The sequence below is a fragment of the Larkinella arboricola genome, assembly GCF_003259745.1.
GTDB classification, from domain to species: domain Bacteria; phylum Bacteroidota; class Bacteroidia; order Cytophagales; family Spirosomataceae; genus Larkinella; species Larkinella arboricola.
In genome coordinates, this window is the sequence record NZ_QLMC01000007.1 from 226,252 (window position 1) to 251,561 (window position 25,310).

Genomic DNA, 25,310 nt, shown 5'->3' on the forward strand with positions numbered 1-25,310 from the left:
ATGACGCCAACGGAAAAAGGTTTCTTTTGCCGTTGGCGTCATCGTTTCCTGAAAATGAAAAACTACCTGATTCTGCTGTGGCTGTTTGCCATTGGTTGTAAATCGGCGGAAAGCCCGTCGGGTACACCCGCCCCGCCCGTTACGCCCGTTGACACGGTGGGTACATTCAAAAACCCCATCCTGTCGCCCGCGCCCGATCCGTGGGTGATTCATAAGGACGGTTTTTATTATGTGATGCACACCACCGCCACCAACCTGCGTATTTACAAAACCCGGAGCATCAGCCGACTCAGCGCAGCCACGCCGGTGACGGTCTGGATACCCCCGGCTACCGGTCCCAACGCCCGCAACATCTGGGCGCCCGAACTCCACCACATTGATGGCAAGTGGTATATCTATTACACAGCCGACAACGGCGTCGATGGGGCGCACCGGATGTTTGTGCTCGAAAACGCGGCCGCCGACCCAACCACCGGCACTTGGATTGATCGGGGGCAACTGAACCTGCCCGACAACAAATGGGCCATTGATGGTACGGTGGTGCGGCTCAACGGGCAACTGCTTTATGCCTGGTCGGGTTGGGAAAACGACCTGGACCGAACGCAGAATATATACGTCTGTAAACTGACCAATCCGTATACGGCGGAAGGACCACGCGTGCGGGTGTCGGCACCCGAACTAACGTGGGAAAAAGAAGGGTTCGGCGTCAACGAAGGGCCGCAGTTTCTGGTCCACGGCGGCAAGGTGTTCATTATTTATTCGGCAAGCTTCTGCGGCACCGATCAATACGCGCTGGGGCAGCTTTCGGCCGATACGACCGCCAACCTCGTGGCTCCGACAAGCTGGACCAAATCGCCGAACCCGGTTTTTGGGCCGTACGCCAGCGGGACCGCCTATGGAGTGGGCCACAACAGTTTTTTTACCACACCGGGGCCCGCCGGATCGTTGGAATACTGGCTGGTTTACCACGCAAATCCGGCTCCGGGACAAGGATGTGCCGATTTTCGATCCGCCCGGATGCAGCCCTTTGGCTGGAAACCCGACGGCTCACCCGATTTCGGTTCGCCGGTTAGCTTAAACGAATACATTAAACGGCCTTCGGGCGACTAGATTCCCTGCATTCTTATGAAAATAGTCCGCGTTGCTTTCATCGTCCTGTTTACCCATTTATCCATTCTCTCCGCCTGGTCGCAACCCGCCGTGATGCCCGGTGACTATCCCGACCCGTCCGTTACGAAGGTGGGGAATACCTACTGGGCGTCGGCCACCACCTCGAACTGGTTTCCGGCTTATCCGCTGCTGAAATCCAGCGACCTGGTGAACTGGCAAACCGTGGGTAACATTTTTACGAAGGTTCCTGACTGGGCCGACTATTACTTCTGGGCACCCGAAATTACCGAGGAAAAGGGTAAGATTTACGTCTACTATACCGCCCACAAAAAAGGCGGTAACCTGTGCGTTGCCGTCGCCAGTGCCGACCGACCCGAAGGGCCGTACCGCGATCACGGTCCGCTGGTAGGACAGCCCGACGGCTCGATTGACGGTTTTCCGATGCGCGACGAAAACGGCCAGCTTTACCTGATCTGGAAGGAAGACGGCAACAGTGTCCGGCAGCCGACGCCCATCTGGGCACAACCCATGAACGAAGAACGCACGGCCCTGACCGGCGAAAAAAAGGAGCTTTTCCGGAACGACACCCCCTGGGAAAACAACCTGGTTGAAGGTGTTGCAATGGTGAAGCACGGCGGATATTTTTATGCGATTTACGCCGGAGCGGGCTGCTGCGGAACGGGCTGTACCTACGCAACGGGCGTGGCACGGGCCAAAAGCCTGCTCGGCCCCTGGGAAAAATACGCCCAGAACCCGGTGTTGACCGATGAAGGTTCCTGGCGTTGCCCCGGCCACGGAACGGCCATCGAAAAAGACGGCAAATTTTACTTTCTGTACCACGCCTACGACAAAGAATCGAATATTTATACCGGTCGGCAGGGGGTTCTGAAGGAATTCACCTTCACGGAGGATGGCTGGATTAAATTTCTGCCCGAAACAGCGGTGTTGGCCAACGCGAAACCCGTTCCGGCTACCATTACGGACTCGTTTACTGGCAAAACCTTGTCCGATCAGTGGCAGTGGTCCATCTTCCAGCAGCCGACGTTTCGCGTCAGGAAAGGCGCGTTAAACCTGACCGCCCAGCCGACGAAGTTTGGCAGTGCGGTTGCCCAGCGGACGCTGACGGGCGACTATACCGTAACAACAACCGTCAACCGCAAACGCTCGACGGGACAGGCCGGACTGGCGGCCATCGGTGATGACGACAATGCGCTGGGTATTTCGACCGACGGGCGTGAGCTAACGGTTTGGAAAATGCAGAAAGGCGAGAAGGCTGTCCTGTCCACGCAACCGCTGCCCGCCGGTAAAGCGGTTCATCTGCAATTGCTGGCGAAGGATGGCCATCGGTTTTCCTTCGGTTATTCGACGGACGGCAAAACCTATCAATCCCTGACTCCCCAACCCGTTGACGGGGCTTACCTGCCGCCCTGGGACCGGGCCATTCGGGTGGGCGTTACGGCCAGTGGAACACCGGGTCAGCGGGCTGTTTTTGAGGATTTTGTGATGAAAACCGGCCAGCCCTAACAAATCCGGCGAATGGAAACGGTGTTGGGCGGATGAGGTAGACGGCACCGGCCAGAATTTTTGCTGAACGATTTTTCGGCTGATCGTATGCCGTGAGTCCCTTGTTTACCAATCGGACGGGTTGGCAGACAAGGGACGGTTTTTTGTCAGATGATGGAACGGAGCAGTATTAAACAACCGGTTGGATAAAGCCGTTATATCCCCGAATTAACCTTGTTTTCCGTGTCTTCATCCGCACCCGCTTCTACTGTACCTTCTTCTGCTCCCAATAAATGGATGATTCTGGGCACCCTGATGTTCGGAACGTTCATGTCTACGCTCGACAGCAGCATTGTGAACATTGCGCTGCCCACCATCCGGCGGGAACTGAATGCCGGAGACAGCGTCGAGTGGATTGTACTCTGTTACCTGCTCACGACCACCAGTACGTTGCTCATCATGGGCAAGCTGTCGGATCTGGTCGGGCGTCGGCAGCTTTACATCACGGGTTTCTGCGTGTTTGTGTTCGGGTCCCTGCTTTGCGGACTGGCCTGGAACCTGGCGTCACTGGTGGTTTTTCGGGTGGTTCAGGGCCTGGGCGCGGCCATGATTTATGCCGTCGGTCCGGCGATAATTGGGGACACGTTTGCGCCACAGGAGCGGGGGCAGGCGATGGGATTTATGGGGTCAATTGTGGCCGCCGGGTCCAGTGCCGGACCGGTTATTGGCGGTCTGCTGCTGGGTAAATTTGGCTGGTCGAGCATCTTTTTTGTTAACGTGCCCATCGGTTTGCTGGCGATCTGGCGGGCCTGGACCATTCTGCCCGCCAGCCCGAAGCTGACCGGACAACGGTTTGATCTGGTCGGGGCCGCGCTGTTTCTCACGGGCGTAACGACCCTGCTGATTGGCCTGGATTTTGGACCGGAAACCGACTATGGCTGGGACCATCCGCTCGTAATAGCCCTGATCACCGTCGGGGCGGTTCTGGTGGTGTTGTTTGTGCTGTGGGAGGGGCGGGTTCGCGAACCGATGCTGCCGTTGAGTCTGTTCGGCATTCGGTCGTATACGGCGGCTATCCTGGCGGCTTTTTGTGGTTTTGTAGCCTCGGGCGGCAATTTGTTTGTAATCCCCTTCTATTTGCAGCAAATCATCGGCCTGACGCCCGAACGGGCCGGACTGGTGTTGCTGGCCGGTCCGCTGACGCTTAGTCTGGTGGCGCCCCTGGGCGGTTATCTGTCCAGCCGCATCCCGACCCGCTGGCTCTCGAGCACCGGATTACTGATTACCGCCAGTGGTTATTTTGCCCTCTCGTTTCTGGACAGCACCTGGGACTGGAAGGATGTGGTCTGGCGGACTGCGCTGATAAGCCTGGGATTCGGCCTGTTTCAGTCGCCCAACAGCAGCAGCGCCCTGAATGCGGCACCAACGGCGCAGCGGGGCGTTGCCAGCAGTGTCATTGCCTTCATGCGCAACCTGGGCTTTGTCATCGGCATTGCGCTGGCGGCTGCCGTCTGGTACAGCGCCCGCAACCGCTATGGCTTGCTGCACAGCATAGCCCCCGAATCGGCGACCGCTCAATTAATGGGGATGCGCTCCGTTTACCTCACGATGGCGGGTCTGGTCCTAACCGGCGCGATCATTTCCGTAACCCGCGGAAAACCCGGTTCGGCACCCTCCGAACCCGTCTTTTCGGATAACTCCATTGCCGGTACCACCTAAGGATCAACGGTCCGCAGATGGTGGATAATTTTCTTGCGAATCAGGAAGAATGAGTCACAGGACTAATCATCTTTTGACTTATTTTTGTTTAATTTGATCAAGGAAAAGTACAGCGCCATGTTGTATTGTCTGTTCACCTAAAACCTGTACCGGTATGACCTACCTTTTACGCTTCTATCGTGTTCTTTCGGTTGCGGTTTGCGCCGTCAGCCTTAGTTTGACGTTGGGTTTGCTGCCCCTTTGTTTACAGGCGCAAACCATTACAACCATTGCCGGCAACGGGTCCCGTTCGTTTAGTGGCGATGGCGGACCGGCTACCAGTGCGGGTATATACTCGCCGGGTGGTGTCGCCGTGGATCAGCAGGGGAATGTTCTCATTGTTGATGTGGGAAATAACCGGGTTCGGAAAGTAGCTCCTGATGGCATCATTACAACCGTAGCCGGGACAACCCTGGGTTCTACCGGGAGCTTTTACGGGGATGGCGGACCGGCCACCAGTTCGCCCCTCTATACGCCGACGGATGTAGCGGTGGATGCGCAGGGAAACTTTTATATTACCGTCTTTAATCATCTACGCATTCGAAAGGTCGATACCAGGGGAATTATTACGACACTGGCGGGTAACGGCTACAGTGGTTACTCCGGAGATTACGGACGGGCGGTGAAAGCCGTGCTCAGCAATCCCAGTAGTATAGCGGTGGATGCACAGGGAAATATTTACTTTATTGATGGACTGCGCGTGCGCAAAATCGGCACCGACGGTATCATAACGACCGTCATTGGTCACGGTATCCGGGGTTTTCTGGGCGATGGAGGGCTGGCGATCAATGCTTACCTGTATAATCCCAGCGATCTGGCGGTGGATCATCAGGGCAATATCTATCTTTCTGACGACTACCGTATTCGCAGGGTCGACACCAATGGCATCATTATGACCATCGCCGGCAGCGGCCCCCGGGATTTTAGTGGCGACGGAGGACCGGCGGCTACGGCCGGTGTCAATGGTCCCGGCGGCTTAACGGTTGACAAACAGGGCAACCTTTATTTTTATGATTCCGGTAATGCCCGCATTCGAAAGATTAGCACCGATGGCATCATTAGTACCGTGGCTGGAAATGGAACCCGGGGCTTTAGTGGCGATGGAGGGCATCCGCTGGAAGCCAGCATAAGCCCGAACTACCTGGCGATGGATACGCAGGGTAGCCTCTATTTTAGCGACTATAACAACAACCGCGTTCGAAAGATCACTGCGGTATCGGTTCCGCTGGAGGTGACCAGTTTCAGTTTGATCAACGCCGAAACGGATCAGCCCATCAAAGAACTCACCGCCGGTGAAGAAATCGTTCTGGCCGGTTTGCCCAGTCGTACCATCAATATCCGGGCGAACACAAATCCGGGTGCCGTTGGCTCGGTCGTCATGAACTTAAGCGGTCAGCAGAGCCATAGCATAACCGAGACGGTGCCGCCCTACAGTTTATTCAAGGATTCCAACGGCGATTACCACACCTGGCGACCCGCCCCGGGGAGTTATACCCTGACCGCTACGCCCTATACCGGACCGAACGGAACGGGAACGCCGGGCACACCACTGACCATCAGTTTTAGTGTCGCCGATCAGCTGGAAGTAGTGAGTTTTAGCCTGATTAATGCGGAATCGCAGCAGCCCATTCAGGAACTGACGGCAGGGCAGACGGTGGACCTGGCGAGCCTGTCGACCCGCAAGCTGAACATTCGGGCCAACACGCGTCCGGCCACAGTAGGTTCGGTGGTGATGGAACTGAGCGGTGAACAGACCCGGACGCAGACGGAAACCGACGCTCCCTACGCGTTGTTTGGCGATCAGGGGGGAACGTATCGGTCGTGGATGCCCGCCCCCGGCAGTTACACCCTGACGGCAACACCGTATACCCAAACCTCCGGAAGCGGTACGGCGGGTAAATCGCTGACCTTGAATTTTCAGTTTACGGACTCGTCTCCAGCCGCCCGGCTAACGGCCGAAAGCGGGTTTAAACCGGGTAGTCTGCGCGTCTATCCCAATCCCTTTCGGGAGACTTTCACCGTTGGAATGCAGGGCCGGGGTACAATCGGACAACCTCTTAGCCTGTATGATCTGCTGGGGCGTCTGGTCTGGCAGGGCGTTGTTGGTGAGGAGGAACCGCGCATTGGGGGCCAATTGGGCGCAGGTCAGTACGTTTTACGGGTAGGTACAGGCTCGGAAACTCAACACTATAAGGTTATTAAAAAGCCGTAGCCGGATGCGCCCGGCCTCGCGGGATTGACACAAAGTAGCGTACTGTTAATGCGCCAGCAGCGTAGCCAGTGGGTTGCGTTGCTGGCGCTCGTGTTTAACCGCCATTGGCTCATTTTTTAATCCGTCGCCGGACTACTCGCCCCCGGCGTGGTTTGGCTAGTAGATATCTTTTGCGACAAATATGAAAAAAGGATGGATCGTTGCGCTGGGCTTGCTGCTGATCGGCTGTATTGGGGCGTATATCTGGTATAGTCGGTTGAAAAGCCGGGCTGAAAACGAATCGGGGAACGCTACGCTCAAACCCCGGCTCGAAATGAGTACCCTCGAAATCACCAGTATCGACGACGACCGGATTAAGATGAACGTGAAGATGTTGATTGATAATCCGTTGCCGGTGGGGTTCAAAGCCAAAGGGCTGAAGTATACCGTGCTGATGGCAAACACGCCCATCGTGGAGGATGCCTACGAAAAAACCATTGAGGTCGAATCCGGTGACAGCACGCTAATTACCCTGCCGATGGAAGTGATGAATCAAAAGCTGATGACGGTGTTGAAAACCCTCGACCGCAAAGACATTGATAGCACGACCTATACCGTTCGCAGCCAGTTTGATCTTGATGTGCCGATTCTGGGCGAGCGGACCTTTACGCAGACAATTACCCGCCGTTTGCCGACCTTTTACCTGCTGGACGTCAAGGTAGACGATCTGGATTTTGGCAAGGTGGGCCTGAAACGAACCGATGTGGCCGCCAAAGTAAGCATAACCAATAAGAACCGTTTCCCGTTTAGCTTTACAGATACCCACTACACGGTAACCATCAACGGCAAACAAATTGCGGAGGGCGATCAGCCGGAACCAATCCTGATCAAGGAGCAGGCCACCACACCGGTGGTTTTCCCGGTGACGCTCAAGCCCGGCCAAACGCTGGAATTGCTGCCGAAGATGCTGTTTGACAAAAAAGATACCCCCTTTCTGGTTACATTACGCTGTAAGCTGATTGACAAAAGCGGCAATTCGGTCATCCACAACAGCCAGATGAATACCGTTATTCGGGGAACGCTGGCCGATTTTAAAAAAGACTGATCAACAAGCATGTATACGATTGCCATTCACGGAGGGTCGGGAACGATTAGCCGATCAGAGATTACCCCGGAGCAGGAAAAAGAATACCGTCAGGGACTGGAAAATGCGCTCGATGCCGGTTATGCGGTGCTGGCCCGGGGTGGTTCGGCGCTCGATGCCGTTGAGCAGGCTGTTCGCAGTCTGGAAGACTTTGAAAAATTCAACGCCGGACGGGGTTCGGTGTTTTCGGCCAATGGCAGGCACGAAATGGATGCCTCCATCATGTGTGGTCAGACGCTGAAAGCCGGGGCGGTGGCCGGGGTAACCAACATTCGCAATCCGATCACACTGGCGCGGACCGTCATGGAGCGATCCGAAAACGTTTTTCTGTTGAGTCCGGGGGCCGAAGAGTTTGCCCGGGAGCAGGGACTTGCCGTTGAACCGGATGACTATTTCTACACCGACTACCGTTTTCAGCAGCTTAAAGAAGCGCAGGAAGCAAACCGCACCCAACTGGATCACAGCCGATCCAACACCGGTAAAGGCACCGTCGGGGCCGTTGCGCTCGATGAGAAAGGCAACCTGGCCGCGGCCACCTCGACGGGCGGATTGACCAACAAAAAATATGGTCGGGTGGGGGATACGCCGGTTATTGGGGGCGGCACCTACGCCAACAACCAGACCTGCGCCGTGTCCTGCACCGGGTACGGCGAGTTTTTCATCCGCGCCGTGGTGGCTTACGATATTTCCTGTCTGATGGAGTACAAAGGGTTATCGTTGCAGGAAGCCTGCGATTGGGTAGTGCAGCACAAACTGAAAGACATGGGGGGCGAAGGTGGCCTGATTGCCGTAGACCGGTCCGGAAACGTGGCATTGCCGTTTAATTCGGAGGGCATGTACCGGGGTTGGCGCAACGCAGCCGGAGAGGGCGAGGTGGCTATTTTTGCCTGATGTTCAGGAGAATTTTTTATTGCGCAGCGTAAAGTTGTTTCCGTGGCTCAGCACGTGAACCAGCAGGTTTTCGATGAAAATATCGTGTTTCACCTGGGCCACGGTATGATTCGATTCTTTCAGGCTGCGGCCGTCGATGAGGGTTACCAGCCCCGAACCGATCGCTTCGAGTTTGTTGCCTTTCCGGATAATAATACCCGTATCTTCTTCCAGACCAATACCGATATGGGTGGGATTCTGGGCCACGGCAAATGCCAGCCGCCGAAACCGTCCCCGCACCAGAAAGTGGGTATCGATGATGGCGTCGTGTACCAGAGCCAGACCGGGAAACAGATCAACTTCCGGGCGGAGGTCTTTCTCCTGGGCGCGGGGGTAAATCATCAGGTCCGACATCACCATTGCTCCGGCGCTTGTTCCGGCAATGACAAAATGCTCGTTCAGGTAGCGTTCGTGCAGAATCCGGGCGAAATCCGTTTCGTTAAAAGCCGCCGTCAGTTTGAGCTGATCACCGCCCGAAAACAGAATGCCACCACATTGCTTGATACGGGCCAGGATGTCGGGGTGGTCGGCTTCGCGCGGGGAGGTGATGTGCATGGTCCGGACGTTCTCATAACCCAGTTTCCGGAAGGCCCGGGTATACTGATGTGCCACGGATTTGGGAATGCTGGAAGCCGTTGTAACCACCTCCAGACAGGCATCCGGATTGTTGATTTCGGTCATAATCCGGTAGAGAATACCCGAGTTTAAAAAGTGGTGAACGGTATCCCGGACGTGCAGCGGTTTGGCATTGGCGCCCTTATCTTCATTTCCTCCAATAGCAATCAAGGTACCCTTTATTTGCATAATTTACGTTGAATTTAAGCCCCACCGACGGAACGGATGATCCTACACAACGGTCAGCCGATTCCTCTTACTAACACCGTGGCCCTGGATTAGTTTGGTTTTTTCGGGGTTTAAAATAAGTACGACGATTCCCTGCAAGCAAACTGACCCGGCAGGAATCTGTCTATCCTGCCGGGCCAGTTCTTGGTAAATTCAGACCAATCAGGCTTTTGCCAGCAACGGTTGCAATTCAAATTTGTCTTCAAGCTCCTTAAACTCCTGAACAATTTCGACCGACCGCCGGATTTGTTCCGACAGGTGAACGATCATCGCACCGGATTGGGCGTGCTTGAGGGCATACGTCAGGGCGGCCATTTCGTCGGGAATCACCTGAACGGGTTTGGCTGCGTCGACTTCCCAAATGCCCTGTTTAATCAGGTCGGCAATCTGGTTGGTATCCCGGCCCCGGCTGTCTGCATCGAAACGGATGATGACCTCGTCGAACAGTCCGCAGGCCACCCGGCCCAGTTCGGTGATATCTTCCTCCCGGCGGTCGCCCACACCGGTCAGGATGCCGACTTTATACGTGGCGTCGGCCTGCCGGATGTATTGCCCCAGGGCGCTCAGACCGTGCGGGTTGTGGGCGTAATCGACCAGAACGCAATGTTGCTGGAAACGGAAAAAATTCATCCGGCCCGGCGTATTTTCAAACGATGGCGTAAACGTGCGCAGTCCCTCGGCGATTTGTGAAACCGCAATCTGCTGACAAAAAGCCGCCAGCGTAGCCGCCAGAATGTTCTCGATCATGAACGGAGCCGTACCGTTGAAAGCCAGCGGGATGTTCTGGATGTGTTCCACCCGGATTTGTTCGTTACCGCGCCGGAGGGTGATAAACCCGTCTTCGTAAACGGCCACCAGACCGCCCGCCCGGTAGTGGGCCACCACATGATCGCTCCCGGGGTGCATACTGAACAGCGCAATCTGACTGCTCAGGTTTTCCCGCATGGCGTAAGTCGGCGCATTGTCGGCGTTCAGAATGGCATAGCCGCCGGGTTTGACGCTCTCCGCTACAATGGCTTTGACGCGGGCCATATCCTCGATGGAATTGATGTCGCGCAGGCCGAGGTGGTCGGCGGCCACGTTGGTGATGATGCCCACATCGCACTGGTCAAAAGCCAGACCCGCCCGGAGCATACCGCCCCGGGCGCATTCCAGTACGGCTACGTCCACGGTCGGGTCCTGCAACACTTTCAGGGCGCTGGCCGGTCCGGTGCAGTCGCCTTCTTCAATCATCGCATCACCGATGTAAATACCGTCCGTAGTCGTGAAGCCAACGGTATACCCCGCCTGCCGGATCAAATGCCGGGTAAGCCGGGTGGTGGTCGTCTTGCCATTCGTTCCCGTAATCGCAACAATCGGAATGCGGCCCGGCATGGATGTGCCCGGCATGGATTGACCTGCGGTTTCCGGAAAGAGCATATCGGCGATGGCTTTACCCACGTCGCGCGGTTTGCCTTCGGTGGGGTGGGTATGCATACGCAGGCCCGGCCCCGCGTTCACTTCAATAACCATTGCCCCCGATTTTTTCAGCGGAACGGTAATATCGGTGGCCATCAGGTCAATTCCGCAGATATCCAAACCGATGGTTCGGGCGGTCCGCTCGGCCATCGCCCTGATCTCGGGGTGTACATCGTCGGTTACGTCGATTGAGGTGCCGCCCGTACTCAGGTTAGCGGTTTTTTTCAGGCACACTTCCTTTCCGTCCTCCGGAACGGAGTCGATCGTCAGGTGCTGTTCGCTCAGCAGGTTGATTGTGGCTTCGTCGAGCTGAATCTTCGTCAGCAGGTTAACGTGCCCATCCCCGCGCCGGGTGTCCTGGTTTACTTTATCAACCAGTTGGCGGATGGTAGAGATACCGTCTCCCACGACGCAGGCCGGAACCCGCCGGGCCACCGCGCAGAGTTTGTAATCAATCACCAGCAGCCGGTAATCATGCCCTTCGGCAAACTGCTCGACCAACACGCGCTCACCGTGCATTTTAGCCAGCAAAAAAGCCTTGAAAAGTGATTCAACCGTCCGGATGTTGGTGGTGACTCCCCGGCCGTGGTTTCCGTCGAGTGGTTTAACCACCAGCGGGAAGTCCAGTCGCCGGAGCACGGCTTGCAGATCATTTTCTGTCTGGATCACTTCGCCGTCGGGAACGGGAATGTTGACGTTGTGGAGCCGACGCTTGGTTTCGTCTTTATCGGCGGCCAGTTCAACGGCGATGGCGCTGGTCTGGCTGCTGACGGTGGCCTGAATCCGTTTCTGGCGGGCACCGTAGCCCAATTGCACCGATGAATCTGAATCCAGCCGGATGGCGGGAATGCCTTTCCGGTGGCAGGCGTTGACAATGGCCGCCGTGCTCGGACCCAGCCGGTTTTCTTCGTGCAGTCGTTTCAGTTCGTTAATCGTAGCCGTGAGCGGGTACTCGGTTCCATCAATCAGCGCCTGGGCAATCTGAACCGCACACTGGGCCGCGTAAATGCCGGCTTTTTCTTCCTCGTAGGCAAAAACCACATTGTAAATACCGTGCTCTCCGGTTCCGCGCGTGCGTCCAAATCCGCACTCCATGCCCGCCAGCGTCTGGATTTCCAGCGCTATATGTTCAATGACGTGCCCCATCCAGGTACCGGTTTCAACCCGGTAGAAAAAACCGCCGGGGCGCCCTTCCGAACAGCGGTGATTATACAGGCTGGGCAGTAATTGCTGTATCCGTTCGTAAAATCCAGGTAGCGTATTGGTCGGAAAATTCTCCAGTTCCTCCAGATCCAACCGCATCACGATCAGTTTGTGCCGACGTACTGACCAATAGTTCGGCCCTCTTAGGGCGCGTATGTCCATAATTTTCATTGCACTCTTCCTGTAAAATAGATGTAAGGGGTTAACTCAGCAAGGGAAAATTGTTCCTGATTGCAGGATAGAATTTACGGAAACGTACTGTCTGTGGGTAAAATTTGTTTTTTGATTCATGCTAAAAGCATTTTCAGGCGTCTATTGCGTTTGGATTTGACATAGTGTTGGGGCCTTACAAATCTCCATTGCCTTGATACTGTTGAGGTTAGATTCAATTAATTCTTTATATTATTCAATAACCTGGATTTTTGTAAATAGTTATGGCGGGTAATTTAATTTGTGAGTATACGGCCTGTTGATTATTGAGACCTGCGTTGGAGCGTATTGTTACAGGATAAACGTTGAGGGCATGAACGGAGGATAAGCGTCAGTAAACGCTTCGGGATGGGGCTTGCCGCATGGTACGGCGTTGGCGCCCTGAGGTACAATTGTATCAGGGGATTAATCGGTAGAAAGCCGGAAGGAGATACGGTTTGGAGCGTTACCGGATTTCTTTGTTGTCCATGATCGGCTTGGGATGCACCACGTAGACATCCAGAACCGCCAGCGGACGCGCCAGGTATTCGCGGATCAGCGTGCGGAACGAATAGCCGCCGGGAATGTCCTGGGCGGCAAACGCAACGGCATTCATGCCCTGGTGGTTGCCAATGTATAAAGCCCGGGCGTTATGGAAATTCTGGGAGATGATCGTAATCTTATCCTGATTAAACACCCGTTTGCACCGAACCACCGAATCGAAGGTGCGGTAGCCCGCGTAGTCAAGAATCATGTCGGATTCGGGAACACCCAGCCGAATCAGGGCCTTTTTCATGTCGGCCGGTTCGTTATAGTACTCCGAATCGTTATTCCCGCTCAGGATAATGTGCTTGATTTTGCCGACTTTCCACAACCGGGCGGTTGCTTCCATCCGGTACCGGAAGAAGAGGTTTTCGTTGCCGCTTTTGACGGATTTGCTGGTGCCAAGCACCAGCCCCACATCGTTGGACGGCAACTTATTGATGTCAAAATACACCTGACTCCGGGTGCTGTACACGACCCAGAAATTACAAAGGAGCACAACCGTAACGCTCACAAAGGCAACGGCAATGCCGCCTTTGAGCAGACGCTTCACCCGCAGCAGGCGGGTTCGGGGGCTGGCTTCCTTGTAATCGCCGGATTGTCGGCCAGTCGTGTACGGCATCGGATTCATGTCATGAGAACAAGCCTAGTTGTTGCACTTTTTTCTCAGAACCGTTGTCATCAATGGCGGATGGTTCGTCCACGGGCTCATCGATGTCCGCTTCTTCAACTAGTAAGTTAGAATTTATTGTCCTATTTTCCGCAATTTCCCGCTCATTAATCTGTCGTGGGGGCAATAACTTCACTTCCTTTACTTTGGCAAAGGGCAATTTTGCTCCCAATGCCTTCCAACCCCGCACGTCGATGAAACCTTCGGGTTCGAGCACCATTTTTTCGAGCGGTCCGCGTTCTTTCATCTGGTGGACAATTTCGAAACGCGGGTGCTGATCGGCCGAAACCGCCAGCATCTTCGAGCCTTTGGCATCGCCGACGAAGTTAAATTTCTTGTCCTGCGTCGTGGTCTCGACCTTAAATCGTTTGACGTAGTGCGACTTCTGATTGGCTTCGTAGTACACCGTCGACAGAATCCGCTCGGGATCAAATTTCTCCAGGATCGCAATTTCGGACGGTTCGTAGCGGTTGGTCAGGTTGTAGTTGGTCAGTTCATACTGCCCATCCTTATAGACCACCAGAATGCTCATGCCGTTGTCGAAGTTGCCGAGGTATTTTCCGCGTTCGTCGCGGTTCAGACGTCCCAGGTGTTCATCATACCAGATATCGACCCCGCCGAGCGTTGAAACGCCCCCCGATTTCAGGCTTACTTTCCGAACCGGATACTTGGTGACAATATTGCCCTGCGCCGACCGGTTTTTAATACCGACCTCCGCAAAATTGTAATCAAACTGCTTGATCTTGGCTGTGCTCTGGGCTGTCAGATTGATGGTGACAACCTCCGCTTCTCCGTTGTCGTTGGCGGTAAACCACAGCACTTTCGACTTCGGATTGCCCATAGTCAGGTCATACTCCCGGTCGCGGGTCACGGCGGTCACGCTAAACCGTTTGGCCATCGTTATGCCCGATTTACCGTCCAGATACAGCAGGTTATACACCTTCCGCTCGTCATTTTTCTTAAAGACGGCGCAGTAGATAATATCCTTACCCACGAAGGTTTTATCCTGAACTTTGGTGACCAGGCATTTGCCATCACGCCGGAACACGATGATATCGTCAATATCGGAGCAGTCCGACACGAACTCGTCTTTCTTCAGGCCGGTACCGACAAATCCGCCTTCCCGATCCACATAAAGTTTTGCGTTGTTGGCCGCCACCACGTTGGCCGCGATGGTATTAAACGTCCGGATTTCGGTTTTTCGCTCCCGTCCTTTGCCGTATTTTTTGAGCAGCTCTTTGAAGTAGCTGATGGCGTAGCGGGTCAGGTTCGCGAGGTTGTCGTCGGTTTCGGCCAGTTCCTGTTCCAGCCGGCGCATGAGTTCTTCGGCTTTGAAGGCGTCGTATTTCGAAATCCGCTTGATCCGGATTTCGGTCAGCCGAATCAGGTCGTCTTCCGTAATTTCGCGGTAGAACTGTTTTTTGAACGGTTTCAGTCCTTTGTCGATGGTAGCCAGAACGGCTTCAAACGTTTCGCACTCCTCGATTTTCCGGTAAATACGGTTTTCGATAAAGATCTTTTCGAGCGAACTATACAGCAGTTTTTCCAGCAACTCACTCCGGCGGATCTGCAACTCGCGTTCGAGCAGCGCAACCGTCTGGTGCGTGTTGATTTTCAGAATGTCGGTAACCGAAACAAAGTGCGGTTTGTCCCCGATAATCACGCAGGCATTGGGCGACACCGATACCTCGCATTCCGTAAACGCATACAGGGCGTCGATGGTAATATCGGGCGAAACACCGGGGGCCAGATGCACGTGAATTTCAACATCCTTCGACGTCAGATCCTCCACTTTCTTGATCTTGATCTTGCCGTCGTCGTTGGCTTTAATAATCGAATCCTTGATGGAAGTCGTCGTGGTGCCAAACGGTATTTCGCGGATAATCAGCGTTTTCTTGTCAAATTCCTCGATCTTCGCCCGAATGCGGACTTTACCGCCCCGGCTACCGTCGTTGTAGTTACTGATGTCAACGTAACCGCCGGTCAAAAAATCGGGATATAACGTGACGGGCTTGTCTTTCAGGATATTGATCGACGCATCGATCAGCTCAATGAAGTTGTGCGGCAGAATTTTGGTCGATAAGCCCACGGCAATCCCTTCCACGCCCAGCGCCAGCAGCAGGGGGAATTTAACGGGCAGGGTGACGGGTTCCTTCTTCCGGCCATCGTACGACAACTGCCATTCGGTGGTCTGCGGATTGAAAAGAACGTCGTTGCCAAATTTCGACAACCGGACCTCGATGTAGCGGGGTGCGGCAGCGCCGTCGCCGGTGCGGACATCACCCCAGTTTCCCTGCGTATCGAACACCAGGTTTTTCTGCCCGATGGTGGTCATTGCGTCGCCAATCGAAGCATCACCATGCGGGTGGTACTGCATGGTCTGGCCGATTACGTTCGCGACTTTATTAAAGCGTCCGTCGTCCATTTCCTTCAGGGCGTGCAGAATCCGGCGTTGCACCGGCTTCAGACCGTCTTCAACGGCCGGAACCGCCCGTTCCAGAATGACATAGGAAGCATATTCTAAAAACCAGTTTTCGTATAGGCCCGACACCACGGTTTGCTGGTGGAGGGTATTTTCATTTTGCTCTTCCGGTAGTTCAGTGGGATCCAGAATTTCGCTCATTCGACTAATGACGGTAAAACTCGGTGGTAAATGCTATCGTTTTGATGGGCTCGGCGGGAAAAAAACCGTCGATAGCTTTATAAAGATACAACCTTTTTTGGAAAAAAGTGCCTTAAATGCGCTGAAATGCGGCATTATGAGCATAATCGTTGTACCCCTATATCGCCAGATCAGAAACTTACAAAAGCACGAACGACTGTCAATCCGGTTATGCCCGGGCAATCATTCCCCTTTTATACGCTTTGCCTGATCGCTCTTTCCTGAAAACGTTATATGATACTTGTATTACAAATATAGTAATTATAAATCAGAATGCGGTATTTCTTCCCTTAAATCAGCCCCTGCGGTCATAAATACCGTTCGGGCCAGTGAAAGAGCGGGTGTCCCGGAAGGACGGTTTAATCGCAACGGCGAACCATCGGTGGGCTGGAAAATGGCGATGTTACTTAGGCACCGAATTGATTACCATCAGCAGTTCGCTGATCATCATGGCCGTTGCTCCCCAGACTTTAAAGCCCTGAAGCTGATAGAAAGGGGCGTCAATGATCGTACCGCGTACTTCAATGGCATTGGCACCAATAATGGTTTCATCCATCAATTCTTCTAACGATACCTCGACAACGTGCTCCACCTCACGCGGATCGGGGTAAAAATCCGGGCGGTAAGGCAGAATACCCACGACCGGCTGAACGAAAAAATTGCTGGGGGGAATATACAACTCGGTCAGCTTACCGAGCACTTTTACATCCGTCACGCGAATGCCGACTTCTTCCTGCGCTTCCCGCAGGGCCGTCCGGATCAGGCTCTCATCCGTTCGTTCCATGCGTCCGCCCGGAAAGGCCATCTGTCCGGCGTGAACGCCGTCGTACTGCGGACGCAGAATAAGCGGAACCAGAATAGAACCCCGGTACGGGTAAAAGACAATGAGCACGGCGCTGCGCCGGGTGCGTTCATTCGGTTGCATAGCCGTTCGCAGCCGCGAGGCCGAAGCCATTTTCTTATGGGCCTCAGCACCGGGCAGCGGTTCCGCCAGTCGTTCTTTGAGGGCACTGGCAAAGCTATGAAACGAAAGATCAAGCATATAGTTTGGCTACTTGTTCAGCACATTTTTCACCGTCCATCGCGGCCGATACAATACCGCCCGCGTATCCCGCTCCCTCGCTACAGGGAAATAACCGGCTGATCTGGACGTGTTCGAGCGTGTCGGGCCGACGCGGAATCCGGACCGGCGAGGACGTACGGCTTTCCACTCCAATCAGTTGCGCTTCGTTGGTGACGTATCCGCGCATTGATTTTCCGAATTGCTGCAAACCGGTTTTCAGGGGCATGGCAATCGTTTCGGGCAATACCGCCTGCATATCAACCGACTGAAGACCGGGCTGGTATGAAGTCGGCAGCAGGCTTTTGGAAACCCTACCGTTCACAAAATCGGAAACCCGTTGCGCCGGGGCGGTCTGGTTACCGCCCGCGAGCTGACAGGCCCGTTGTTCGAGTTCTTTCTGAAAGTGTATTCCGGCCAGTGGACCGTATTCTTTATAGTTGTTCAAATCCGTATCGTGAACCGCCACGACCAGCCCCGAATTGGCGTACTTCGAATCCCGGCGTGAGGGCGACATCCCGTTCACAACCAGTTCGCCCGGGGCCGTAGCCGCCGGAACGATGAAGCCGCCCGGACACATGCAGAACGAGAAAACACCCCGTTCCACGCCTTTATGCCGGGTTTGCGTCACCAGACTGTACGAAGCCGCGGGCAGGTAATCGCCCCGCTCGGGCCGGTGGTACTGAAGCTGGTCGATCAGCGACTGCTGGTGTTCAATCCGGACGCCCATCGCAAATGGTTTGCTCTCGATGGTAATTCCTTTCCGGTGCAACAATTCAAAAACGTCGCGGGCCGAATGTCCCGTCGCCAGAATGACGCCCAGACCCGTCAGTTCATCACCCCGGTCGGTTATCACGCCCCTGACTTCGTTCTGTTCGATCAGCAGATCCACCATGCGCGTGTCGAACCGGACCTCGCCACCGGCTTCGATGATGCTTTGCCGCAGGGCCACCACCACCTCGGGCAGTTTGTTGGTGCCGATGTGCGGGTGGGCATCCACCAGAATCTGCTCCGTGGCTCCGTGGGCCACGAAAATTTCCAGAATCCGACGCACATCGCCCCGCTTTTTGGAACGGGTATAGAGCTTGCCGTCGGAATACGTACCCGCCCCGCCTTCACCGAAGCAATAGTTCGATTCGGGGTTTACTTTGTGGTCCTTATTGATGGCGGCCAGGTCGCGCCGACGCGCCCGGACATCGCTGCCGCGTTCCAGCACGATGGGTTTTAGGCCCAGTTCGACCAGCCGCAAAGCCGCAAACAAACCCGCCGGACCGGCCCCCACCACAATCACCGGGCGGGCGTGGCTTACATCCGGGTACGACTTCTGGTAGGCAATCAGCGGGCGTGGTGGTTCGTCCACATAGATTTCGGCATCGACGTGTACCTTAACCTGACGTGAACGGGCGTCGATGGACTGCCGCAGCTTACGAACGACGGGACGTTCCGGCTGGGCAATCAGGTCGGCCGGAAGCTGTAATCGGTTGTATATTTCCCGCTCAAAAGCCGTGTTATCAAAAGCAATATCGGGTTCAAGCGTTAATGAAAGCGAATGAATCATAGGTATTATTTCCTATAAGCTCAACAACCGGACCCCGTTTCAGGTTCGCCGTTTATTTCTTATATTATTTTAGTATTAATTGGTAAATTTATTTAATCAACTTGAATTAACACGGGCTGACCTGAACTTATCATTCGTTTTTCCACGCCCTGACCCTATCTTTGACCCTGTGATGGGGCGTTCCGGTGAAGAAACCGGCGTCTCTTTCTGCCTGATGAAATCCACGTTCTAATGAAAAAGACTTTTTTCCTGATTTTACTCAGTACCCTGCGTTTATCTGCACAAAAAACCGCTCCGCCCGCGCCCTACGGCGCCCTGCCGAGTCCGCAACAGGTTGAGTGGCAGAAGATGGAGTACTATATGTTTATCCACCTGGGGCCGAACACGTTTACCAACAAAGAATGGGGCCACGGCGATGAAGACCCCAAGGTATTTAACCCCACCAGACTCGATGCTCGCCAATGGGCCCGCACGGCCAAAGCCGCTGGTATGAAGGCCATTATCATCACGGCCAAACACCACGACGGCTTCTGTCTGTGGCCCAGCAAATTCAGCAAGCATACCGTACGGGAAAGCGCCTGGAAAAACGGTCAGGGTGATGTGCTGCGCGAATTGTCCGACGCCTGCAAGGAATACGGTTTGAAATTCGGGGTATATCTCTCGCCCTGGGACCGTAACCATCCCGCCTACGGAACGCCGGAGTATAACCAGATTTTTGCCAACACGCTCGACGAAGTACTGAGCAACTACGGCGAGGTATTTGAACAGTGGTTCGACGGGGCCAACGGCGAAGGAGCCAACGGCAAACGGCAGGAGTACGACTGGGACCTGTTCCGGGGTGTGGTGTATAAACACCAGCCCAAGGCCATCATTTTCAGTGATATCGGTCCGGGTTGCCGCTGGATGGGCAACGAAAGCGGAATTGCGGGCGAAACCAACTGGTCGACGCTGAACACCGACGGGTTTGGAATGGGCAGTGCCGCCCCGCCGACGCACGTACTCAACACCGGTAATGAAAACGGAAAATACTGGATTCCGGCGGAGGTCGATGTGTCGATCCGGCCGGGCTGGTTCTACAGCCCCGACACCGACGACCGGGTGAAGACCCTGACCCACCTGATGAAAATCTATTATTCGTCGGTGGGCCGCAACGGAAATCTGCTGCTGAATGTGCCGGTTTCGCGCGAAGGGCTGATTCACAAAAACGATTCGACCCGTCTGATGGAATTCCGCAAAACCGTGGCCGAGTCGTTCAAAACGAATCTGGCGCTGGGCAAAACCGTGACGGCTTCGGCGGTGCGGGGCAAAGACCAGCGGTTTGGTGCCAAAAACCTGCTGGACGGTAACTACGACACCTACTGGACCACCGACGATGCCGTTCGGCAGGGCTCGTTTGTGATCGATCTGGGCAAACCGACGGAGATCAACCGGATTGTCCTGCAGGAATACATCCCGCTGGGGCAGCGCGTCAAATCCTTCAAAGTGGAAGCCTGGAACGGCAAGCAATTTGAAACCATCGACCAGCAGACCACCATCGGCTACAAGCGCATTCTGGTGTTCCCGACCCTGAAAACGACGAAGGTCCGGGTGACCATTCTGGAATCCAATGCCTGCCCGGTGCTGGCGGAATGCGCCCTGTACAAAGCGACCGAACTGCTGTCGAACCCCGAAATTGCGCGCAATAAGCAAGGTTTGGTAACCATCACCTCCGAAGTAGCCGACCCGGTTATCCGGTATACGACCGACGGCTCGGAACCGACGCTGGCATCGACCCGCTACACGGCCCCGTTCAACTACGCCAAAGGAGGCACCATCAAAGCCAAAGCGTTTATCAAAAACGGTGCGGAGTCGTCGGAAGTCGTTCCGGCTTCGTTTGATCTGGCACCCGAAAAGTGGTCGGTGGTGGCCAGTGACGACAGACTGCGGAATGCGGCCAGCCGCGCCATCGACTCCAATCCGCGCACCATCTGGCAAACCGGACGGCAGGAGGGAAGCGCCAAATACCCGCACGAACTGGTGGTGAACCTGGGCGAGACGCTGAACCTGAAAGGTTTTACGTATACACCCCGTCAGGACGGTCAGAACGGCGGCACGATTTACCAGTACAGTTTCTACGTGAGCGAAAACGGTACCGACTGGAAACCCGTTCTGGAAAAACAGGCGTTTGCCAACATCCGGAATAACCCGGTGAAACAGGAAGTGCCGTTTGCCAGTCCGCAGAAAGCCAAATTCATCAAACTCATGGCCCTTTCGTCGGTGAACGAGAATGAAAACTGGGCGTCGGCTGCGGAATTGGGCGTGCTGGTAAACTAACCCTACGAAATCAACAACCCTATGCCCGTCAGGTTCGCGCAATCTTTTGCCCAGCCTGACGGGTTTTCTTTTTAAACGATGGCACATTCAACAGGCTTTGAAGCCCCCGATTTTTACGGAATCGACGAACTGCTGACGGAAGAACAGAAGCTGGTTCGGGCGTCGATGCGGGCGTTTGTCAACCGGGAAATCAGCCCCATTATCGAAGAATGCGCCCAGCGTGGAGCGTTTCCGAAATCGCTGGCCCGGAAGTTTGGCGAGATGGGGGCCTTCGGTCCGACGCTTCCGACGGAGTACGGCGGGGGCGGACTCGATGCCATTTCCTACGGTCTGATGATGCAGGAAATTGAGCGGGGCGATTCGGGCATGCGGTCCTGCGTGTCGGTACAGAGTTCGCTGGTGATGTGGCCGATTTACGCGTACGGGTCCGACGAACAGAAGCGCCGGTTTCTGCCCCGACTGGCCACGGGCGAACTGCTGGGGTGCTTCGGGCTGACCGAACCCGACCACGGTTCGAACCCCGCCGGAATGCAGACCTCCTTTGTGGAGCACGACGATTACTACCTGCTGAACGGTTCCAAGCTCTGGATCACCAACGCGCCGGTGGCCGATGTGGCCGTGGTCTGGGCCAAAAACGAACAGGGCCGGGTGCGGGGTTTGCTGGTGGAACGCGGTATGGACGGTTTTTCAACGCCCGAAATTCACGGCAAATGGTCACTGCGGGCCAGCGCGACGGGTGAACTGGTGTTTCAGGACGTGAAGGTACCTAAGGAAAATCTGCTGCCCGGAGCCGACGGTATGAAAGGGCCGTTGCGTTGTCTGGATCAGGCCCGGTACGGTATTGCCTGGGGCGTGGTGGGAGCGGCTATGGATTGTTACGATTCCGCCCGGCGGTACGCGCTCGAACGGCAGCAATTCGGAAAGCCTATCGCGTCGTTTCAACTGGTGCAGAAGAAACTGGCCGAAATGCTCACCGAGATTACGAAAGCGCAGTTGATCTGCTGGCGGCTGGGTGTTCTGAAAAACGAGGGGAAAGCCACTACAGCCCAGATTTCGCTCGCCAAACGCAGCAACGTCGAAATGGCGCTGAACGTGGCGCGGGAAGCCCGGCAGATACACGGAGCAATGGGTATTTCGGGTGAATACCCGATCATGCGCCACCTGATGAACCTGGAATCGGTGGTTACATACGAGGGCACCCACGACATTCACCTGCTGATTCTGGGTAACGAGATTACCGGGATTCCGGCGTTTAAGTAAACGGTTTTGGTCCAAAAGAAAAAGGGTGGCCCAGCAGACCACCTTTTCATTTTAGGCTAAAAACATACTAAAGCTTTTCGGAAACGGTTAAACCGGTTATTTGCCGAGCATCTCCGTTGTTACCCCTTTCTCGACGGCTTTCATGACCCGGAAGAAATTGCCGCTCCAGATTTTCTCGATACCCTTTCGGGAATAACCCCGCCGGACAAATTCCACGGTAAAGTTTTCGTACTGGCTCACATCAAAGCAGTCGGCCAGCGCACCGCCACCGTCGAAGTCGGCACCCATGCCCACGTGGTCAATCCCGATCAGTTTGACAATGTGGTCAATGTGATCAACCGCATCTTTGACCGTCGCCAGTTGCGCGGGGTACTTTTTGTTGAGGTCCATGAATTCGGCCCGGGCCTTCTGCTGGTCTTCCTCCGACAGCTTGCTCATGGCCCCCATCATCGAACGCCGGTCTTTCACGCCCCATTTCTCAAACAGGGCCTTCTGGGCGGCTTCGCGTTCGGGGCTGGGCGGGATGGTTTTGACGTAATCGCTCAGCAGGTTGAGTTGCACGACCCCGCCGTTTTTGGCCAGCGCCTTCAGCATGTCGTCGGTCAGGTTGCGCGGGTGATCGCAGACGGCTTTGGCCCCCGAATGCGACGCGATGATGGGCACTTTCGACAGGCGGATTACGTCGTAGAACGTTGAATCCGAAACGTGCGACACGTCGATCATCATGCCCAGCCGGTTCATTTCGGTCACCACCTGCTCACCCAGCGGACTCAGCCCCTGGTATTCGGGACCTTTTGGATCGGTGGAGGAATCGCAGATGTCGTTGTTGCTTGAATGGCAGAGCGTCATGTAGCGGGCACCCCGGTCGTAAAACTTTTTGAGCATCGAAATGTCGTGGCCCATCGGGTAGCCGTTTTCCACGCCGATAAAGATAACGCGTTTGCCGGTTTTACCGATGCGCAGGGCGTCCTGGGGCGTGGTGGCCAGTTCGGCTTCGCTGCTGGTCTTCTTGAGCGTCGTTTCAATCGCATCAAAAATACCCAGCGCTTTCTGTTTGGCGGCTTCGTGTCCCTCCGGGGTGCGCGGTCCCTGACCGAGATAAACCGCCCAGAAAATAGCATCCAGACCACCTTTCCGCATCCGTGGATAATCTACCTTGCTGTTGGTGGTGCGCGGGTCGTTTTCTTTCGTAACATCAAAACCACCGCGCGAGAGCAGCATGGGCGTATCGGCGTGGGTGTCCACCGTGAACGCTTTTTCGTGAATCTTCTTCGCTTTTTTCAGCAGTTCTTTGTCGTCATCCGCAGCCAGCGAAACACCGGTACTCAGGCAGGCCAGAAGGGTAGGGTATAACCAGTTTTTCATCGTAAACAGTTGATTAGAAGTGGAAAACAGGAGCGGGTATGCCATTGGTACACCCGCTTTCGAAGGAATTATTTGGCAAACCAGAGTTTGAGTTTTTTATCGTTTTGGCCTCCCTGACGTTTCAGGGCCGCATCAAAGTTGGTATAGTTCAGCGACTCTTCGGAACCCGGATACGGCAGGCGCGTCGGCACAACGCCGTTGTTGGTGTTCAGGGCGGGGGGCGTCAGTGCCGGAATGCCCGTGCGCCGGTATTCGGCCCAGGCTTCGAGTCCCTGACCGTAGAGGGCCATCCATTTCTGCTCCATGAGTTGGGTATACCCGACGGCTCCTTCTTTCAGAGCGTTGGCGGTCAGGTAAGCCGGTGAAACCGTCAGCTTGTATTGCTCGTGCGAAGCCGTAATGGCGCTGTTGTAAAGCGTGGCGGTATTGCCCGCAGCCGTGATGCCGTTGTACGCAAACTCGGCCTTGATAAAGAGCAGTTCGGCGTAGCTCATGATCACACCCGGGGCGGTTGCGCTGGTAAAATACGTTCCGACTTTTGAGGTTTTCGACAAGCCCAGCGCGTTGGCATCCGAGGCTGACAAACCGTTCGGAACGCCTTTAAACTCACCACCGTCGGCAGGTCGGTCGGCATACACCGCCAGCCGGGCGTCGCCCAGCGCCAGCATTTTGTTCACCAGCGTGGCACTCACCCGGTGGTCGTCGCGGGTTTTGCGGTTTTCGTTGATCGGGTTGTTGTTGGGGGCAGCCGCCAGATAATTCAACTGAACGTTGTCGGCATTGGAAGCCAGCACCGGGTATTTGGCCGGATCGCTCAGAATCCGGTTGATCTCCGCTTTCACGTCGATGGGCGCATCGGCTTTGTTCAGCATCCGCAGCAACAGGCGCAGGCTGAGCGAGTTGGCAAACTTCTTCCAGCGAGTCAGATCTCCGCCTAGCAGAATGTCACCACCGATGGCTTTGCTTTTGTCGGCTGCGTCGATCAGGTCGCTGGCTCCTTTCAGTTCGGCCACCAGACCGGCATAGACGTCTTTCTGGGCGTCGTATTTAGGCTGAAGTGTGCCTTCCAGCCCTAGAACGGCATCTTTGTAGGGAATATCGCCGTAGGTGTCCGTTAACAGCGAAAACACCCACGAACGCAGAATGACGGCTACGGCCTGGTAGTTGGTGTTGCCGGTTTCGGCTCCGATTTTGTAAATCCGCTGGTAGTCGGCCAGCGACTCGATGTAAAAATCCCGCCAGCTATTGCTGATGATGTCGTTGGAAATTGTGTACTGATCCACGTCCGTGTACTGAATCCGCGCCCAGTGCTGCGAAATACCGGAGCCGATGTCCTGCCCCAGCGAACCACCCCAGTACACATCAACCGCGCTCTGAATACCGTGCGGCATAAAAAGGTCCGCCGAAGCCGTGGTGGGGTTGTTGGGGTTGGTGTTGATGTCGTCAAAATTCTCCGTGCAGGACGACAGACTCAGAAAGAGCACGGCCACCACGGCTTTATATCGGAAAGAAAAATAAGTCTGTTTCATACAAGTTTGTCGGGTTGGCTG

General features: G+C 55.1%; 16 protein-coding genes. 8 read left to right on the forward strand and 8 right to left on the reverse strand.

What is annotated here, in order from left to right; translation table 11 throughout:
• The first annotated feature begins 54 nt into the window (after positions 1–54).
• The 6 genes from LX87_RS24735 to LX87_RS24760 all read left to right on the forward strand — a co-directional run bounded on the left by LX87_RS24735 (position 55) and on the right by LX87_RS24760 (position 8,597).
• On the forward strand, positions 55–1,110 hold the full coding sequence (locus LX87_RS24735; protein ID WP_111631057.1) for a glycoside hydrolase family 43 protein: 1,056 nt from the start codon (positions 55–57) through the stop codon (positions 1,108–1,110).
• 15 nt (positions 1,111–1,125) lie between these two features.
• Positions 1,126–2,634, forward strand: a complete 1,509-nt coding sequence (locus LX87_RS24740) for a family 43 glycosylhydrolase (protein ID WP_229310812.1) — start codon at positions 1,126–1,128, stop codon at positions 2,632–2,634.
• 222 nt (positions 2,635–2,856) lie between these two features.
• Positions 2,857–4,332 (forward strand): MFS transporter, encoded by a 1,476-nt coding sequence (locus LX87_RS24745; protein ID WP_229310813.1) that lies wholly within the window; start codon positions 2,857–2,859, stop codon positions 4,330–4,332.
• 154 nt (positions 4,333–4,486) lie between these two features.
• Entirely contained in the window at positions 4,487–6,583 is a 2,097-nt protein-coding gene (locus LX87_RS24750; RefSeq protein WP_111630975.1) for an NHL domain-containing protein, read from the forward strand.
• Between the two features lie 181 nt (positions 6,584–6,764).
• Positions 6,765–7,667 carry an LEA/WHy family protein gene (locus tag LX87_RS24755; RefSeq protein ID WP_111630976.1) on the forward strand — a complete coding sequence of 301 codons (903 nt, stop codon included), beginning with the start codon at positions 6,765–6,767 and terminating at the stop codon, positions 7,665–7,667.
• Positions 7,668–7,676: 9 nt separating this feature from the next.
• The gene (locus LX87_RS24760; protein WP_111630977.1) at positions 7,677–8,597 is read left to right on the forward strand and encodes an isoaspartyl peptidase/L-asparaginase family protein; all 921 of its coding nucleotides are present in this window, start codon (positions 7,677–7,679) and stop codon (positions 8,595–8,597) included.
• Positions 8,598–8,600: 3 nt separating this feature from the next.
• On the opposite strand, the gene LX87_RS24765 is transcribed toward LX87_RS24760, so the two are convergent.
• From LX87_RS24765 to LX87_RS24790, 6 genes are all read right to left on the reverse strand, one after another.
• Positions 8,601–9,440 (reverse strand): cyanophycinase, encoded by an 840-nt coding sequence (locus tag LX87_RS24765; RefSeq protein WP_111630978.1) that lies wholly within the window; start codon positions 9,438–9,440, stop codon positions 8,601–8,603.
• A gap of 201 nt (positions 9,441–9,641) precedes the next feature.
• Complete coding sequence (cphA, locus tag LX87_RS24770) at positions 9,642–12,302, reverse strand: cyanophycin synthetase (protein ID WP_310587948.1); 2,661 nt, start codon at positions 12,300–12,302, stop codon at positions 9,642–9,644.
• 493 nt (positions 12,303–12,795) lie between these two features.
• A complete protein-coding gene (locus LX87_RS24775; protein ID WP_111630980.1) occupies positions 12,796–13,503 on the reverse strand; it encodes a SanA/YdcF family protein in 708 nt (235 codons plus the stop codon).
• Position 13,504: 1 nt separating this feature from the next.
• On the reverse strand, positions 13,505–16,165 hold the full coding sequence (locus tag LX87_RS24780) for a DNA gyrase/topoisomerase IV subunit A (RefSeq protein WP_111630981.1): 2,661 nt from the start codon (positions 16,163–16,165) through the stop codon (positions 13,505–13,507).
• Positions 16,166–16,607: 442 nt separating this feature from the next.
• Positions 16,608–17,246 carry an NUDIX hydrolase gene (locus LX87_RS24785; protein WP_111630982.1) on the reverse strand — a complete coding sequence of 213 codons (639 nt, stop codon included), beginning with the start codon at positions 17,244–17,246 and terminating at the stop codon, positions 16,608–16,610.
• The gene (locus LX87_RS24790; RefSeq protein ID WP_111630983.1) at positions 17,239–18,822 is read right to left on the reverse strand and encodes an NAD(P)/FAD-dependent oxidoreductase; all 1,584 of its coding nucleotides are present in this window, start codon (positions 18,820–18,822) and stop codon (positions 17,239–17,241) included. Before LX87_RS24790 ends, LX87_RS24785 begins: the two co-directional genes overlap by 8 nt.
• A 231-nt stretch (positions 18,823–19,053) precedes the next feature.
• On the opposite strand from LX87_RS24790, the gene LX87_RS24795 reads away from it, so the two are divergent.
• Both LX87_RS24795 and LX87_RS24800 read left to right on the forward strand, forming a co-directional pair.
• A complete protein-coding gene (locus tag LX87_RS24795; RefSeq protein WP_111630984.1) occupies positions 19,054–21,135 on the forward strand; it encodes a discoidin domain-containing protein in 2,082 nt (693 codons plus the stop codon).
• A 78-nt stretch (positions 21,136–21,213) separates the two neighbouring features.
• On the forward strand, positions 21,214–22,395 hold the full coding sequence (locus LX87_RS24800) for an acyl-CoA dehydrogenase family protein (protein WP_111630985.1): 1,182 nt from the start codon (positions 21,214–21,216) through the stop codon (positions 22,393–22,395).
• A gap of 96 nt (positions 22,396–22,491) precedes the next feature.
• On the opposite strand, the gene LX87_RS24805 is transcribed toward LX87_RS24800, so the two are convergent.
• Complete coding sequence (locus LX87_RS24805) at positions 22,492–23,760, reverse strand: dipeptidase (RefSeq protein ID WP_111631060.1); 1,269 nt, start codon at positions 23,758–23,760, stop codon at positions 22,492–22,494.
• A gap of 68 nt (positions 23,761–23,828) precedes the next feature.
• Positions 23,829–25,289, reverse strand: coding sequence for a SusD/RagB family nutrient-binding outer membrane lipoprotein (locus tag LX87_RS24810; protein ID WP_111630986.1), 1,461 nt, complete (start codon positions 25,287–25,289; stop codon positions 23,829–23,831).
• Between the last annotated feature and the right edge of the window lie 21 nt (positions 25,290–25,310).